14 protein-coding genes are annotated in these 16,010 nt (G+C 67.9%); 7 read left to right on the top strand and 7 right to left on the bottom strand.

What is annotated here, in order from left to right; all coding sequences use genetic code 11:
* Positions 1 to 16 precede the first annotated feature (16 nt).
* A complete protein-coding gene (locus J2Y63_RS30565) occupies positions 17 to 1,363 on the bottom strand; it encodes an NAD(P)/FAD-dependent oxidoreductase (protein ID WP_435269099.1) in 1,347 nt (448 codons plus the stop codon).
* A 122-nt stretch (positions 1,364 to 1,485) separates the two neighbouring features.
* Positions 1,486 to 2,421: an AraC family transcriptional regulator N-terminal domain-containing protein gene (locus tag J2Y63_RS30560; RefSeq protein WP_435269098.1), complete on the bottom strand. Its 936-nt coding sequence runs from the start codon at positions 2,419 to 2,421 to the stop codon at positions 1,486 to 1,488.
* 152 nt (positions 2,422 to 2,573) lie between these two features.
* On the opposite strand from J2Y63_RS30560, the gene J2Y63_RS30555 reads away from it, so the two are divergent.
* Positions 2,574 to 3,632, top strand: a complete 1,059-nt coding sequence (locus J2Y63_RS30555; protein ID WP_435269097.1) for an NAD(P)-dependent alcohol dehydrogenase — start codon at positions 2,574 to 2,576, stop codon at positions 3,630 to 3,632.
* Positions 3,633 to 3,645: 13 nt separating this feature from the next.
* On the opposite strand, the gene J2Y63_RS30550 is transcribed toward J2Y63_RS30555, so the two are convergent.
* From J2Y63_RS30550 to J2Y63_RS30535, 4 genes are all read right to left on the bottom strand, one after another.
* Positions 3,646 to 4,629 (bottom strand): Gfo/Idh/MocA family protein, encoded by a 984-nt coding sequence (locus tag J2Y63_RS30550; RefSeq protein ID WP_435269096.1) that lies wholly within the window; start codon positions 4,627 to 4,629, stop codon positions 3,646 to 3,648.
* 8 nt (positions 4,630 to 4,637) lie between these two features.
* Complete coding sequence (locus J2Y63_RS30545) at positions 4,638 to 5,801, bottom strand: adenosylhomocysteinase (protein ID WP_435269095.1); 1,164 nt, start codon at positions 5,799 to 5,801, stop codon at positions 4,638 to 4,640.
* A 65-nt stretch (positions 5,802 to 5,866) separates the two neighbouring features.
* Entirely contained in the window at positions 5,867 to 6,820 is a 954-nt protein-coding gene (locus J2Y63_RS30540; RefSeq protein WP_435269094.1) for a LysR family transcriptional regulator, read from the bottom strand.
* A 69-nt stretch (positions 6,821 to 6,889) separates the two neighbouring features.
* Positions 6,890 to 7,399: a hypothetical protein gene (locus J2Y63_RS30535; RefSeq protein WP_435269093.1), complete on the bottom strand. Its 510-nt coding sequence runs from the start codon at positions 7,397 to 7,399 to the stop codon at positions 6,890 to 6,892.
* A gap of 138 nt (positions 7,400 to 7,537) precedes the next feature.
* Here J2Y63_RS30535 and J2Y63_RS30530 point away from each other — a divergent pair, with 138 nt between their 5' ends.
* The 6 genes from J2Y63_RS30530 to J2Y63_RS30505 all read left to right on the top strand — a co-directional run bounded on the left by J2Y63_RS30530 (position 7,538) and on the right by J2Y63_RS30505 (position 14,568).
* Positions 7,538 to 8,200, top strand: coding sequence for a TetR/AcrR family transcriptional regulator (locus J2Y63_RS30530; protein WP_435269092.1), 663 nt, complete (start codon positions 7,538 to 7,540; stop codon positions 8,198 to 8,200).
* A gap of 251 nt (positions 8,201 to 8,451) precedes the next feature.
* Positions 8,452 to 9,705 carry a sarcosine oxidase subunit beta family protein gene (locus J2Y63_RS30525; protein ID WP_435269091.1) on the top strand — a complete coding sequence of 418 codons (1,254 nt, stop codon included), beginning with the start codon at positions 8,452 to 8,454 and terminating at the stop codon, positions 9,703 to 9,705.
* A gap of 99 nt (positions 9,706 to 9,804) precedes the next feature.
* The gene (locus tag J2Y63_RS30520; protein WP_435269090.1) at positions 9,805 to 10,089 is read left to right on the top strand and encodes a sarcosine oxidase subunit delta; all 285 of its coding nucleotides are present in this window, start codon (positions 9,805 to 9,807) and stop codon (positions 10,087 to 10,089) included.
* Positions 10,070 to 12,886 (top strand): 2Fe-2S iron-sulfur cluster-binding protein, encoded by a 2,817-nt coding sequence (locus J2Y63_RS30515; protein ID WP_435269089.1) that lies wholly within the window; start codon positions 10,070 to 10,072, stop codon positions 12,884 to 12,886. Before J2Y63_RS30520 ends, J2Y63_RS30515 begins: the two co-directional genes overlap by 20 nt.
* Positions 12,879 to 13,400 (top strand): hypothetical protein, encoded by a 522-nt coding sequence (locus J2Y63_RS30510; protein WP_435269088.1) that lies wholly within the window; start codon positions 12,879 to 12,881, stop codon positions 13,398 to 13,400. Before J2Y63_RS30515 ends, J2Y63_RS30510 begins: the two co-directional genes overlap by 8 nt.
* A 52-nt stretch (positions 13,401 to 13,452) precedes the next feature.
* A complete protein-coding gene (locus tag J2Y63_RS30505) occupies positions 13,453 to 14,568 on the top strand; it encodes a branched-chain amino acid ABC transporter substrate-binding protein (RefSeq protein ID WP_435269087.1) in 1,116 nt (371 codons plus the stop codon).
* A gap of 108 nt (positions 14,569 to 14,676) precedes the next feature.
* On the opposite strand, the gene J2Y63_RS30500 is transcribed toward J2Y63_RS30505, so the two are convergent.
* Positions 14,677 to 15,852 carry a M20 metallopeptidase family protein gene (locus tag J2Y63_RS30500; RefSeq protein WP_435269086.1) on the bottom strand — a complete coding sequence of 392 codons (1,176 nt, stop codon included), beginning with the start codon at positions 15,850 to 15,852 and terminating at the stop codon, positions 14,677 to 14,679.
* Positions 15,853 to 16,010: the final 158 nt, after the last annotated feature.

Below are 16,010 nucleotides of genomic sequence, written 5' to 3'. Positions count from 1 at the left end.
CATGCCTTTTCGCCCGTCAAAGCCCGGGGCCAGGCCGAATGGCGCTTCCATCGCTGAAGCGCGCCAGCCGGAAACGGTGGAGACGATGGCCGGGATCGTTGCCCTGGATCAGGTCGGCGACGACGCGCCCGATGCCCGGCCCGATGCCGAAACCATGGCCGCTCATGCCGGTCGCCACGAAGAGGCCGTCGATGGCCTGCGCGCGGTCGACGATGGGCACGACATCCGGCATGGCATCGATCATGCCCGCCCAGGTCGTCCGCAGCGAAACCGGCCCGATCTGCGGGAAGAGCGCCTGGAAGTCGTGTTCGATCGCGCGAAGGCGGGCGTGTTCGGGGGCGGGATCGAGGACCCGCATCGCCTCGAAGGGGCTGGGGCCGTCCGGCGTCCAGTCGCGCGGCGTCGTCCAGCTGTCCGGAAACGCCGCCGGCGCGGCAAGGCGATAGCGCATGCCGAGCGGGTTGGCCTTCAGGACGGGAAGATATTTTGGCGCGTGCCGAAAGGCGTCCGGGCCAAGGGAGAGCTGGCTGCTGCCGCCCGGGGCGAGCGTGTATCCCCCGTCCTGCCGGCGCCGGAAGGCGATTTGCGCATCGGCCGCCGCACCCGCATGGATCTCCGGCAGCGGCCCGGTGGCGGCCACGGTGGCCCGCACGCTGAGCTGCGGAATGGAAATGCCGTGTTTGCGCAGGAAGAGCGACGACCACGCGCCGCCCGCGACCAGCACGCTCGACGTTGCGATGAGGCCCGCCTCCGTCCACACGCCGCTGACCCGGCCGGCCGAAAGCTCCAGCGCCCGTGCGGCGCAGTTTTCCACGATTTTCACACCGTGGCGCACCGCAAGGCGGGCGAGCGCCGGCACGGCGAGCCACGGCTCGGCGCGCATGTCGGAGGGCGTGACCATCGCGCCGGCATAGCGGCGGGAGGCGCCCTCGAAGAGGTTTGCGGTCTCGTCCCCATCGATGAGGCGGGTGTCGAGGTCGTGCTCGGCGGCGATCTTCATGAAGGCGTCGAAGCCGGCGAGGTCTTTTTGCGACCGGGCGAGATAGGTCACGCCCGTCTGGTTCAGGCCGATATCCTCGCCGCTTTCCTCGGCCAGCTCCCGCCAGAGGCGGCAGGCCTCAATGACGATCGGAAGCTCGTCCGCATCGCGGCCCTGCTTGCGGATCCAGCCCCAGTTCCGCGACGACTGCTCGGCGGCGATGCGCCCCTTTTCGACGAGGGTGACGGAGATGTTGCGTTTGGCCAGGAAGAGCGCCGTGGTGACGCCGATGACGCCGCCGCCGATGATGACCACATCGGATGCCTGCGGCGGTGGTCCGGGATAGCGGATGGGATCGGCCAGGGAGAAGGGAAAGGTGAGCACGGGATGCATTCTGGGGCAGGAGAGTCGCTGCCTTGGCAGTACCAGATAAACCGCCGCCAAACTACTGGCTTCCACGCGCAATCACGCCCCGGAATGTCGGTCACGGGAGGGTAAGAACCGGATCAGCGGCCTTGCAGGAGCGCGATGTCGCGGATCGGCGGATTGCCGAACAGCCGCCTGTATTCGCGGCTGAACTGGGTGACGCTTTCATAGCCGACGCGGAAGGCCGTGGTGCCGGCATCGAGCCGCTCGGTCAGAAGAAGGCGGCGCGCCTCGTGCAGCCGGATCTGCTTCTGGTACTGCAGCGGGCTCATGCGCGTGATGGCGTTGAAATGGTGGTAGAAGGTCGACACGCCCATGCCGGCCATATCCGCCAGGACCTCGATCGAAGCCGGTTCGGCATAATGCGCGCGCAGCCAGCTAATGATTGTCGCGATCCGGTTGTGCTGCGTGCCGTGCCGCGCGATCTGGCGAAGCTGGCCGCCCGCCGGCCCGACGAGCAGGTGGTAGATCACCTCGCGCAGCACCATGCGGCCGAGGATGGGGATATCGCGCGGCACATCCGCAAGGGCCGCCAGGCGCAGGATCGCGTCGAGCAGGCCCGCCGTCACCATGCCGATCGTCATGCCGGTGCCGGCATCGCTCGTGGCGATGCCCTCCAGGTCGATCTCGGCGCCGACCGCCTGCACCGCGGCAAGGTCGAGCTTCAGCATGAGCGACAGGAACGGATGCGCCTCGCTGCCGTCGAGCACCTGCGCGATGGTCGGCAGGTCGACGGAGGTCAGCATGAACCGGCAGGCGTCGTACTCATAGACATTCGCGCCGACCATCACCCGCTTTCGCCCCTGCACGACGAGCGAGAGGCTCGGCTCGTAGAAGGCCGATGCCGGGTCGCAGGCCGAGCCGCGGCGATAGAAGGACAGGCCGGGAACGGCGGACTGGCGGTCGTCCGCGCCGGCGAGATCGTGAAGGATACGGTCGGCCAGCCGGGCGCGCGCAATCGCCCGTTCGTCGGGATGGCCGGACGGGCTGTGTTTCTTGTCGTCGGGGCGTAGCATGGCGGGCAGAGTAGCGTCGCACCCGCCCGGCAGCAAGCGGCCGGGCGGCGGGCAAGAGGATTGGGCAACAATCCGGAAGGATTGAGCTACCGCGGCGGGGCAGGCTGCGGCTAGCTTCTCCCCATCTTCCCGAATGTGAACGGAACCTCCCCATGCAAACGACCGGATACGCCGCCTACGACGCGGACACGCCCCTTGCCCCTTACTCCTTCGCCCGGCGCGACCTGCGCGACAACGACGTGGCGATCGAGGTGCTCTATTGCGGCATCTGCCACACGGACCTGCATATCGCCAAGAACCTCTGGAAGGACTGGTTTCCGACGAGCTACCCGACCGTTCCCGGCCATGAGATCGTCGGGCGCGTCGTCGAGGTGGGCAAGGACGTCACGCGCCATGCCGTCAACGACCTGGTCGCCGTCGGCACCATCATCGACAGCTGCCAGCATTGCGACCAATGCCGCCGGAACGAGGAGCAGATGTGCCGCCAGGGGCCGACGCTCACCTATGGCGGCGCCGACCGGATCGACCGCAGCATGACCTATGGCGGCTTTTCGAAACATATGATCGTGCGCGACAATTTCGTGCTGAAGCTGCCGGACGGGCTGGATGCCGCCCGCGTCGCGCCGCTGCTTTGCGCCGGCATCACCGTCTATTCGCCGCTGCGGCTGTGGAATGTCGGCCCGGGCAGTCGGGTCGGCGTCGTCGGGATCGGCGGCCTCGGCCATCTTGCCGTGCGCTTTGCCGCAGCCCTCGGCGCCAGCGTCACGGTCATCACGCGCTCGGCGGCAAAGGGCGAGGAAGCGCAAGCGCTCGGGGCCGAAAGCGTGCTGATCTCGACTGCGCCCGACGCCATGGCGGCCGCGGCATCGTCCTTCGACGTCATCATCGACACGGTGCCCGTCGGCCACGACATGTCGCCTTATATCGACCTCCTGGATGTCGAGGGCGTGCTGGTGATCGTGGGGGCGCTCGATACCATGAAGGGCTTCAGTTCCCTGCCGCTCATCACCGGGCGCCGGCGCATCACCGGTTCGCCCTCGGGCGGCATCGCCGAGACGCAGGAAATGCTCGATTTCTGCGCCCGAAAGCAGATCCTTCCCGATTGCGAGATCATCGAGATGCATGAGGTCAACGACGCCTTCGACCGGCTGGAGCACGGCGACGTCCGCTACCGCTTCGTCATCGACATGGCATCGCTCGCCGTATCCTAGGCGAGGCCGGGCTTCACGCCCGGCAATGCCGCTCCCAGTCGACAAGCATCGACAGGATTTCCAGTGAATCGGAAAGGCGCGGCGCCGGGCGGGGTGGCCGCGTCGCTCCATCGGCGAGGCAGGCTTCGACCGTGCGGAGCTGATAGTCGAAGGCATCGCCGTCGGCCTCGACGATGATCGCCTCGGTGGTGTCGTCGTGGTCGCGGATTTCGATCCGCGAAGGCCCGGCCTGCGGCAGCCAGGGATTGGCCGGCAGGCGCAGGCTCGCCCTCTCGCCATGCACGGCGAAATCATGGGTCAGCCCATAACCGTCGCTGCTTTGCAGGCTGGCCAGCACGCCGTTCGAAAAGCGCACGGTCAGCGCCGCATCGATGAGGTTGCCGTCCGGAGCAACGTTGCCAAGGCCCGCCAATTGGCGGGCGGCGAAGGCTTGCGGTCCGCAGGCCGCCTGCACGACGAAATGCAGCAGCGAGACCGGATAACAGCCGAGATTGAAGAGCGTGCCGCGCCCGGCAGGATTGGCGACGCGCCAGATATCGGCGGCGTAGAAGCCGGTAATGGCGCGCAGCGCCCCGAGCCGGCCGGAGGCGAGGATCTCGCCCAGCCGCGCCATCAGCGGATGGTTCAGGTACATCAGCCCTTCCATGAAGAAGATGCCGCTATCTTCCACCGCGCTTGCCAGCGCCTGCGCATCGGCAAGCGTGGTGGTCAGCGACTTTTCGCACAGCACTGCCTTGCCGGCCTTGGCGGCGGCAATGACAGCCTCGTGGTGCACGTGGTTCGGCAGGCCGACATAGACGACATCCACGTCGGGATCGGCCAGCAGCGCAGCCATGTCGCGATAGGTGCGGGCGACGCCGTGGCGGGCGGCGAAGGCGGCAAGCCGGCCTTCGTCGCGCCCGGCGACGGCCTGGATGCGCGAGGCCGGGCTTTTTCCGATCGCGCCGGCCATGGTGTCGGAAATGAAGCTCGTGCCCAGAATGCCCCAGCGCAGCATGGTCTGTCCTATCGGTTGAGATCGAGGAAGGCGCTTGCCACGGCGCGGTCGATATCGGCGGGCACGGGCACGAGGCAGGCGTCTGCGCCCAGCGTGCGGCCTGCCACCCGCTCCAGGCAGCGGGCCTGCATGGCAAAGCCCAGATCCATCGCCTCGATGCTGTTGCCGAGCGGGCGCGGGCCGGCGAGATTGGCCATGTGCCCGGCCGCGAGCAGGTGGATGCGGCGGCCATCCGCCAGGACAATCGTCTCGATGCCGTCTTCCGGCGACGATGCCACGGAGGCGACCGCGGGATCGGCGAGGAGGCCGTCGCGGTCGATCTCGTGGGGAAAATGGCCGCCGTTCATCAGGATGACGCCGTCTTTCAACAGCGGAAGGTCGGCGGCGGTGACGATGCCCGGATGGCCGGTGACGGTGACGATCACGTCCGCCGCGCGGATGGCGTCCGCCCGATGCGGCGTGGAAAACCCGTCGAGATGGGCTTCCAGCGTCGTCACGGGATCGATATCGGCGACGCTGACGGCGCTGTAGCCCTGGCGGAAGCAGGCGGCGGTGCCCTTGCCGCAGGCGCCATAGCCGAAGACGAGCACGCGCTTGCCGTTTGTCGAGCGGTTGGTGAAGCGCAGGAAGCTTTCGAACAGGCTCTGGCCGACGCCATGGCGGTTTTCGGCGAATTGCTTGATGGGGCTGTCGTTGATGACGAGGATCGGCCGCGCCAGCCTTTCGCGCAGCGGCGCCAGCCGCGTGCGGCCGGAGGTGGTCTCCTCCGTGCCGCCGATCAGCCCGTCATAGGGGCGTTCGAGGAAACGGGCGAAGAGATCGCCGCCATTGTCGAGCAGCAGGTCGGGTTTTTCGTCGAGAAGCGCATCGATGAAGCCGTGATGGGCGCCGGCATTGCGGGTCTGCTCGCCGATGATGGCGATGCCGTTGTCCGCGAGGAAGGCGGCCGTCGCCGGCTGGGTGCTGTTGAGATTGCCGGTCGCAACGACCCGCGCGCCGCCGGCCTTCAGCGTCAGGAGCAGGGCGGCGGTCTTCGGCTCCAGGTGGATGGCGGTGCCGATCGTCAGGCCGGCAAAGGGCTGTGTGCGTGCAAACTCCGCCGCGATGCCGCGGAGCAGGCGGCAGCCCGATGCCACCCAGTCGATGCGCGAAAATTGCGGGTCCTGTTGCATGTTTCCCTATCCGGTCTCGTGGTTCGATCCAGATAGAACTTTCCGCCCGCCCGACGGCAGGGACATTATTCTGCGCTGCCGGGCAGTTTTCCTGCGCCCTCCCGCGTCAGCCAGGCCCTGAGCGCGAGGATCGCCTTGCCCTCGGCATCCATGCTGCGGCAGCACAGGCGGTAGCCGACGGGCCGGGCGACGAAGCCAAGCGGCGCGACGAGCAGGCCCTCCGCCAGTTCGCGCTCGATGGAGGCGCGGGGTGCTGCGACGATGCCGAGCCCCGCCTTGGCGGCGGCGATGGCAAGCTCCAGCGTCTCGGTCTCGAAGCGCTTGTGGAACCGCAAGGGCGGCGTGCCGCTTTCGCGGAACCAGTCGTCAAGGAGGTAAGCGACATCGCGCGCGACGATGGCGACGGCGGCCGATGCCTCGTCGCCGTCCACCGCCCCTTGCAGCTTGGCCGCCTCGGCCGGCGTTCCGACAAGGCCGAACTCGTCCTTCATGAAGCCGAAGGCGGCGATGTCGGGCAGCGGCCGGTATTCCCCGCCGACGATCAAGGCATCGAGGTCGGGCCGGTCGGCCAGCGTGAAGGCGACGTCGACGGGGATGATGTCGATTTCCAGCGCCGGCAGGTCGGCCATCAGCCGCGGCAGGCGCGGGATCAGCCAGTTCGCGGCGAGCGGCATCGGCGCGCCGAGGCGGATGCGCCGCCGCCGCTCCGCATCGGTAATCTCATCGGCAGCGCGGGTCAAAATATCGAGGGCGACGGCGACGGCGTCGGCGAAACGCCGGCCGGCATGGGTGAGCGCCACCCGCCCGCCCTCGCGGCTGAGCAGGGCGACGCCGAGGCTGTCCTCCAGGCTCGCCATCTGCTGGCGCACGGCGCCGGGCACGACGCGCAGTTCGTCCGCCGCCGCCCGCAGGCTGCCGCGCCGCGCCACCGCATCGAAGGCGCGCAGGGCATTGAGCGGCAATGCGGCCGCCGCGCGCGGTCTGCCGGCCGGCAGGGACGGTGCGTCCTTCGCAGCCATGGTTGCCTCTCCTTCGCAAAGCTTCAGGAGTCTTTGCCATGGCCGGCGCGCGGGCAGAAGCGATTTTCGCTATTGGCGCTGGAGCGTGATCCGGCTCGTCGTCACCGTCTTGCCCGAGGCGGGGTCGCGGTCGGTGGTCGTGAGGGTCAGGCCGTCATTGCCGGCTTTCGCCACGGAGAGGCTTGCGCGCCGGTCGCCGTTCACCTCCTTGGCCCAGCCGATGGCGAGGTTCAGCGTATCGCCCCGGCGCTTGCCGGACAGCGATGCCGGTCCGGAGCCCGCGCCGATATAGGAGCCGCGATAGGCGCCGCCGGAAATCTTCAGGTCGACGCCGACCGCCCTCGACACAACGAGCAGGCCGCGGCAGCGCCCCTTGAGCGACAGCGAGTTGCCGGATGCGGTCGAGGTGAAGGTGCAATCGACGTTGATCGGCTCCTTGTTGGTGCGCAGGCGCACCTGGCCTTGGCCCGCATACTGGCCCTCGAGGCCGCCCAGAAACTGTTCTTCGCTGGCATGGGCGCCCGTGGAGAGCAATATCGGCGCACAGCAGGCCAGCATGGCCGGAATGATGCGATTCATGACGTTTCTCCCAAAACCGGAGTAAGGCTGCTGACGTAACCGCCAGGCACCCCGCGAAGTTCCCCCGAACTTGATATCCCGTCCGGCATTGCGCAACATAAGCCCGCATGGAGCGGCGAAACCGGGTGAGACGACATCGTGAATGAGAAGAAGCCCCCGGGCGCAAGAGCCGGCGCCGCGAAGCAGACGACCGGCCGCATGACGCGGGAGGCCTGGATCGAGGCGGGCATCGGGGCGCTCGCCGCGGAGGGCATCGCCAATGTGAAGATCCAGGTCATGGCCAAGACGCTCGCGGTGTCGCGATCGAGCTTCTACTGGTTCTTTGCCGATCTGCAGGAGCTGCACCGGGAACTGCTGGACTATTGGCTGCGCAAGAACACGAGCCCGATCATCGAGCGCGCCCTTCGCCCCGCGCAAACCGTGACGAAGGCCGTGTGCCACATCTTCGAATGCTGGGTGGACCCGGCGCTGTTCGACCCGCGGCTGGATGCGGCGGTCAGATCCTGGGGGCAGGTGGATGCGGCCGTGCGCAGCGTCGTCGACCAGGCGGACGACCAGCGCGTCGATGCCGTGGCGCGTATGTTCCTGCGCTACGATTATCCACAGCAGGAAGCCTTCATCCGCGCGCGGGTGCTGTATTTCACGCAGATCGGCCACTACACGCTCGGCATGCGCGACGACCGCGACATGCGGCTGCGGCTCCTGCGGCCCTATCTCCTCAGTTTCACCGGGCGCGAGGCGCCGGATGACGAGGTCGAGGCTTTCGAAAGCCTGGTGCGGCGCGTGCAGCCCGACGGCTGAAAATGGACAGGCCTGTACGGCTTTAAAAACCCTCCTGCCTGCTGGTCAAGGTCATGAACGCGCCTTTGGGCGTTGCAGTCTGCCGCGCTCTTCTGGACATCAGTGTCCAGATGTTTTATTGAGATCACGGGATTAATCAATAACGCGGCCCAGAAGGCCGGTTCCGCCATGCAGGGGCAGCGCATGAAGCAGCACTCAGCCTTCCCGGTTTGCCGTTGCGCGCTGGCGCATGCGGGCAGGGGGGCCGCGCGATGACGCGGCATTATTCGGCCCTCTCGCTGTTGAAGGAAGGCCTGAGAAGCCAGCAGGGATGGCAGCAGGCCTGGCGCTCGCCGGAGCCGAAACCGCGCTACGACATCCTCATCATCGGCGGCGGCGGGCATGGGCTGGCGACGGCCTATTACCTCGCCAAGGTGCACAACATCCGCAACATCGCGGTCATCGAGAAGGGCTGGCTCGGCGGCGGCAATACCGGGCGCAACACGACAGTGGTGCGCTCCAACTATTTCTTCCCCGAAAGCACGGCGCTCTACGACCTGGCGCTGCGGCTCTACGAGACGCTCGGTCGCGACCTCAACTACAACATCATGCTGTCCCAGCGCGGCATCGTCACGCTCGCCCACAGCGAGGCGGAGATGGAGATGGCGGCGCGCACCGTCAATGCCATGCAGATCAACGGCACGGATGCCGAACTCTTCGGCGTGGACGAGGTGCGTCGTGTGCTGCCGCTCCTGAACGTTTCGCCCGAGGCGCGCTATCCGGTGTTCGGCGGGGTCTGGCAGGGCCGGGCGGGCACGGCGCGGCATGATGCCGTCGCCTGGGGCTATGCCCGCGCGGCAGACCGGCTGGGGGTCGACATCATCCAGTCCTGCGAGGTGGAGGAATTCCTTATCGAGGGCGGGCGCTGCCGCGGCGTGAAAACCAGCCGCGGCGAGATCCGCGCCGAGCGCACCGCCATGGTCGTTGCCGGTCATTCCTCGCATCTTGCGGCCAAGGCCGGCTTCCGCCTGCCGATCACCTCCTATGCCCTGCAGGCCTGCGTTTCCGAGCCGATCAAGCCGGTGCTCGACACCGTCGTGCTGTCGCCCGGAACCGGCACCTATGCCAGCCAGTCCGACAAGGGCGAGCTGGTTATCGGCGGCGCGCTCGACCGCGTTCCCTCCTATGGCCAGCGTGGCAACCTGCCGATGCTGGAAGGCGTCGTCTCGGGCCTGCTCGAAATGTTCCCGAGCTTCCGGCAGCTGCGGCTGATGCGGCAATGGGCCGGCATCGTCGATGTCACGCCGGATTCCTCGCCCATCCTCGGCGAAAGCCCCCTGCCGGGGCTGTTCCTCAATTGCGGCTGGGGAACGGGCGGCTTCAAGGCGATCCCGGCCGGCGGCACGCTGCTCGCCCATCTGCTCGCCACCGGAAAACACCATGATGTGAGCCGGCCCTTCGATCTCGACCGCTTTGCACGCGGGCGACTGATCGACGAAGCCGCCGGCTCCGGCATCGCGCACTAGAGCAAATCCGGCGGACCGGACTTGCTCCAGATTTTTGTTTGTACCGCATTGTCCGACGCCGAAGCCACGCTTCGGCTGGAAATGCTCCAGGAGACCGCCATGCAGCTTTTTCCCTGCCCCTTCTGCGGCCCGAGAAGCGAGACCGAATTCCACTTCGGCGGCGATGCCGGCAACCGGCGGCCCGAGGGGTTTCGCGCGGTGACGGACGGCGAATGGGCGGCCTACCTGCACGATCGCAACAACCCGCGCGGCGCGGCCAGCGAAATCTGGATGCACATGACCTGCGGCGAAGTGTTCCGCATGGAGCGCGATACGGTGCACCATGGCGTGGCGCAGGCCTTCGCCCTTTTGGAAGGAGGCGGCGATGACGGCTTGGCGCACTGAGGGCGGCACGGCCATCGACCGGACACGGCCGCTGCGCTTCACCTTCGACGGGCGAAGCGTCGCGGGTTTTGCAGGCGATACGGTCGCCTCGGCGCTATTGGCGGGCGGCGTCTCGATCGTCGGGCGCAGCTTCAAGTATCACCGCCCGCGCGGCCTCTGGGGTGCCGGCGTCGAGGAACCGAACGCGCTTCTCGACATTGCGGGCGGCATGCCGAACACGCGCGCCACGCAGGTCCTCGCCGCCGATGGCCTTTCGGTGCGCAGCGTCAACGCCGAGCCGAGCGCGGAGAAGGATCGCCATGCCTTCCTCGACGCCTTTGCGCGCTTCATCCCGGCCGCCTTCTACTACAAGACCTTCATGTTCCCCGACTGGCACCTGTTCGAGCCGCGCATCCGCCAGATGGCGGGCCTCGGCACGCTGGACGAGAGGGTGCGCGCGCCGGCCTTCGCCGAGCAGGTCAACCACCATTGCGACGTGCTGGTGGTCGGTGCCGGCCCCGCCGGCCTTGCCGCGGCCCGCGACGCCATGCGCGCCGGCCGGCGTGTCGTGCTCTGCGACGATGGCCGGCAGCCGGGCGGCAGCCTGCTCTTCCGCGAAGCGACGATGGAAGGAAAGCCGGGCGCGGCCTGGGCGGCGGATGTGGCGGCGGAGCTGGAGCAGGCCGGTGCGCTGGTGCTGGCCGGCACCACGGCCTTCGGCATCTACGACCACCATCTCGTCGGCCTGAACCAGAAGGGCGAGGGCGACGCGCCCGACCGGCTCTGGCGGGTCCGGGCAAAGTCCATCGTGCTTGCCACGGGCGCCATCGAACGGCCGCTGCCCTTCGGCAACAACGACCTGCCGGGCATCATGTCCGCCGAAGCCGCGCTCGTCTATCTGCGGCGCTTCGGCGTCGCCGCCGGGCGCCGGGTCGTGGTGGCGACGAACAACGGGCTGGCCTATGAGACCGCGCAGGCGCTCGCGGCCGCCGGTGCCGATGTCACGGTTGTCGATTACCGGGCCGATGCCCCGTCGCCCGAGGGGCTGCGGGTGCTCACGGGCCGCACCATCGTCAAGGCCAGCGGCCGGGGCGCCGTCAGCGCCGTGCGGCTGTCCGACGGCAGCGTGCTGGAAGCCGATGCGGTGCTCGCCTCCGGCGGCTTCACGCCGACCGTCCACCTCTATTGCCAGGCGCAGGGCAAGCTCGACTGGCGCGACGACATCCTCGCCTTCGTGCCCGGCCGGCCGGTGGACGGCGTCGAGGTGGTGGGGGCGGCCGCCGGTCATTTCGCGCTGCCGGCGGGGCTTGCGGAGGGGGCGGGCCAGGACCTCGGCATCGTCGCGGCCTGGCCGAAATCACGGGCGAAGGACCGCGTCTGGATCGACCTCCAGAACGACGTGACGGCCAAGGACGTGGAACTCGCCGTGCGGGAAAACTTCGTCTCCGTCGAGCACCTGAAGCGCTACACCACGCTCGGCATGGCGACCGACCAGGGCAAGACCTCGAATGTCAACGGCCTGGCGCTGGTGGCCGAGCTGACGGGCCGGCGCATTCCCGAGGTGGGCACGACGACCTATCGCCCGCCCTTCACGCCGGTTCCGCTCGCCTCCTTCGCGGGTGCGCGCTCCGGCACGCGCATGAGCCCGCTCCGCCGCCTGCCGCTGGAACCCGAGCACCGGGCGGACGGCGCGACCTTCCGCGAATATGGCGGCTGGCTGCGGCCGGCCTTCTACGGGCATGGTGCGCCGGAAGACCGCATCCAGGCGGAGGCGAAAGCCGCGCGCGCGGGCGTCGCGCTGTTCGACGGCTCGCCGCTCGGCAAGATCGAGGTCATCGGGCCGGATGCCGCCTCCTTCCTCGACTTCATCTATTACAACACCATGTCGACGCTCGCCCCCGGCCGCTGCCGCTACGGCTTCATCCTGTCGGAGGCGGGCAATATCTACGACGACGGCGTGCTGGTGCGGCTCGACGAAAACCGCTTCGTCGTCTCCTGCTCCTCCTCGCATGTGGCGGGCGTGCATGCCCTGCTGGAGGAATGGCGGCAGGACCGTTTCGACCGGCGGCGCGTCTTCATTCACAACGCGACGGCCGAGATGGCGACGCTGACGGTGACCGGTCCGCAATCGCGCGCCCTTCTCGCGGCCGTCGGCCTCGATCTGGACGACGCCGCCTTGCCGCACATGGCTGTCGCCATGGGCCGTTTCGAGGGGCAGGCGGTGCGCATCGCCCGGGTCAGCTTCACCGGCGAACGCTCCTACGAAATCTCCGTGCCTGCCGATCATGCCGCCGTCCTCTGGTCGCGGCTGAAGCGCGAAGGGCAGGCGTTCGGCGCGACGCTGCTCGGCCTCGAAGCGCTGATGGTGCTGCGGGCGGAGAAGGGCTACATCGTCATCGGCAAGGACACTGACGGCACGAGCCGTCCGATGGATTTCGGCCTCACCGCGCCGCTGGAGAGGAAGAAGGTCGAGTTCATCGGTCGCCGCTCCCTGGTCACGGAAGATGCCGCGCGCCCGGACCGCCGGCAGTTCGTCGGGCTGGAGGCGATCGACGGCGCGGGTCCGCTGCCGACCGGCGCGCATGGCATCGAACGCCATGACATCGTGGGCTTGGCAGGCGCCCCGCGCAGCATCGGCTATGTCACGTCGAGCTATTTCAGCCCCGCCCTCCAGCGGCCGATCGCGCTCGGGCTGATCGAGCGCGGCCTCGATCGCATGGGCGACATCATCGAGTTGCAGCATTTGCGCGAGGTGCGGCGTGCCCGCATCGTCGCCGCCTGCGCCTTCGACGCCGAAGGAGGCCGTCTCCATGCTTGACAATTCCAGCAAGTGGCGGCCCGAACCGGACTGGGCGAGGGCCGGCCTTGAAGGCCGTACGATCCAGCTTCGCGCCATCACCGGCCTGCAACAACGCCTCGTCAGCGGCGACCTCGACCGCTTCCTCGCCGAGCATGGTCTCGGCAAGGATGTCGGCGCGCTCGGCCTCGCCACGGGCGCGCGCTATGCGGTGCGTCTTGCCCGCGACCGCCTCCTTGCGGTCGGCATCCCCGTCGATGATGGCTGGCACGATGCGGGATATGCCGTCACAGGCGTCAGCTCGGCCTTGCGGGTCTTCGAGGCGCGGGGAGATGGCATCCGCGATCTCCTGGCGCGCGCGACGACGATCGATGTCGACGATCCGGGGCCGTGCGCCGCCCTGTCGTTTTGCGGCGTGACGGCGGTCGTGTATTTTCACGAGGACACGCAGACATTGCGCATCCACGCCGACCGGGGGCTTGCCGCCTATCTGTGGGAATGGTTCGAATGCCAGCCGCTGCTGTCGGCGCCATAGTTTTTTTGGAAGGAGCAGCCGCGCTGGTGCGGCTGCAAAGAGGGAGTTGAGAATGAAGAAGATCCTGATTATCGGCACGGCCATCGGCCTGCTCATCGGCGGTGCCGCCCGCGCGGAAGACCTGACCTTCGCCGTGGCGGGTCCGCTGACCGGGCCGCTCGCCACGATCGGCGACCAGTTCAGGCAGGGCGCGCAGGCCGCCGCGGACGCCATCAACGCCAAGGGCGGCGTGCTCGGGCGCCAGATCAAGCTCCAGTTCGAGGATGACCAGTGCGATCCGAAGCAGGCCGTTTCGGTCGCCAACCGCATCGCGGCGAGCGGCGTCAAGTTCGTCGATGGCCATGCCTGCTCGGGCTCCAGCATTCCGGCCTCCGCAGTCTATGCCGAAAACGGCACGCTGATGATGAGCCCGGCCTCCTCCAACCCGGTCATGACGGACGACGCGGCCGCCAAGGGCTGGACCAACATCATGCGCCTCTACACCCGCGACGACGCTCAGGGCGCCTTCATCGGCCCGTGGATCGCCAAGGAATATGCCGGCAAGAACGTCGCCGTGCTGCATGACAAGACGGCTTACGGCCAGGGCGTGGCCGACGCGGTGCGCGCCACCATGAACGAGAACGGCCTGAAGGAAGTGCTCGCCGAGGGCATCAATGCGGGCGAGAAGGACTATAATGCGCTCGTCACGAAGCTGAAGGACGCCAAGGTCGATGTCGTCTATTTCGGCGGCTATCACCCCGAAGCCGGCCTCATCCTGCGCCAGGCGGCCGAGCAGAACTACAAGTTCCAGCTCATCATGCCCGATTCCATCGCCTCGCCGGAATTCTGGCAGGTCGCGGGCCCCGCCGGCGAAGGCACGCTGTTCGTCTTCCCGTCCGATCCGCAGGCCAAGCCTGAAGCAAAGGAAGCCGTGGAAAAGATTTCCGCCGGCGGCTTCAAGCCGGAAGGCTTCACGCTCTTCTCCTACGCCGTGATCCAGGCCTTCGCCCAGGGCATCGAGCGCGCCGGTTCGGACGACCCGACCAAGGTGGCCGAGGCGCTAAAGAACGGCCAGTCGATCGACACCGTCGTCGGCACCATCACCTTCGACGAGAAGGGCGACCTGAAGGACGCCAGCTACGACATCAACCGCTGGCACGACGGCAACTACGCGCCGATCAACAAATAAGGGCTGCCCTTATACGAAAACCGGGCCTGGCAATCTGCCAGGCCTTTTTGTTTGTCACCCGGCATGAAGCGGGAGATGACCTCGCCCTGCCTTTCGATTGGCCGGGACTCACGCAGTCCTGCTCTGAAGGCTTGCCTCGGCGGTCCGGGCGAGCAGTTCGGCTGCCGTCGTAAGGATGGCGTCGTTGAAGTTGTATTCCGGCTGGTGCAGGCCGGCGCTGTCCGTGCCGTTGCCGATCCAGGCGTAGGCGCCGGGGCGTTCGGTGAGGAAGACGGCGAAGTCGTCGCCGGCCATGGAGGGTGGGCAGGATGTGAGCTGCTGCGAACCCAGCGTCGTTGCGACGTCTCGCATGATCTGCGCTTCGCGGGGGCTGTTGACGACGGGGGGAAAATCGGGGCCGTCGAGGGTGAATTCTGCGGTGACACCGCTCATCTCGGCGGTGGCGCGCACGGCGTTTTCGAGCCGCGTGCGGATATGGGCGAGCATGGCGAGCGAGAAGCCGCGATAGGTGCCGCGCAGGCGCGCTTCCTTGGGAATGACGTTCTGCGCCATACCCGCATGGAACGAGCCGACGGTCACCACGGCCGATTGCAGCGGATCGACGGTGCGCGAGACGATCTGCTGCAGGCCGGTGAGGAAATAGCCGCCGGCGAGGATGGGGTCGGCGCTCAAATGCGGCATCGCGCCGTGCGCGCCATCGGCCCGGAAGACCACCTCGAATTCGTTCGAACCGGCCATGACCGGGCCATCCGCAACCGAGACCGCGCCTTCGGCCAGCCCCGGCCAGTTGTGAAACGAGAAGATGCTGTCGAAGGGAAAACGCGCGAGCAGGCCGTCGTCCAGCATCGGCTGCGCGCCGCCGTAACGTTCCTCGGCGGGCTGGAAGACCAGCAGCACGCGGCCGGCAAAATTCCGGGTCGTGGCGAGATAGGCGGCGGCACCCAGGAGCGCTGCGGTGTGCCCGTCATGCCCGCAGGCATGCATGCAGCCCGGATGGCGCGATGCGTAGGCGAGCCGCGTCGCCTCCTGGATCGGCAGCGCATCCATGTCCGCCCGTAGCGCGACCGTCGGCCCCTCCGCCTTGCCGGCGATCTCGGCGACCACGCCATAGCCGCCGATATTCTCGTGGGGGACGAGCCCCAGCGCGCGCAGTTCCGCGGCGACGAGCCTTGAGGTCTCGACCTCCTGGCGGGACAGTTCCGGCATGGCATGGAGTTTCTGGCGCAGCGCGGTCAGGCGCGGCAGCGCGGTTGCGAGGAAGCCGGCGGCGGTTGCGTCGGGCATCAGAGGATGCCCTTCAACACCGGAATGCTGACATTGCCGCCACAGACGACGATTGCGACCGGGCCTTCGATGAGGCCGCGCTCCGCCTTGATGGCGGCCGCGATGGCGACGCCCGCAGCGCCCTCGCAGAGCATGTGGTGATGCTCGACGAACAGCTT

Origin of the sequence: Shinella sp. BE166 (genome assembly GCF_051201095.1) — a bacterium.
GTDB lineage: Bacteria > Pseudomonadota > Alphaproteobacteria > Rhizobiales > Rhizobiaceae > Shinella > Shinella lacus.
The sequence above is the reverse complement of the archived record's forward strand: the minus strand, read 5'-3'. Positions and strand labels throughout refer to the sequence as shown.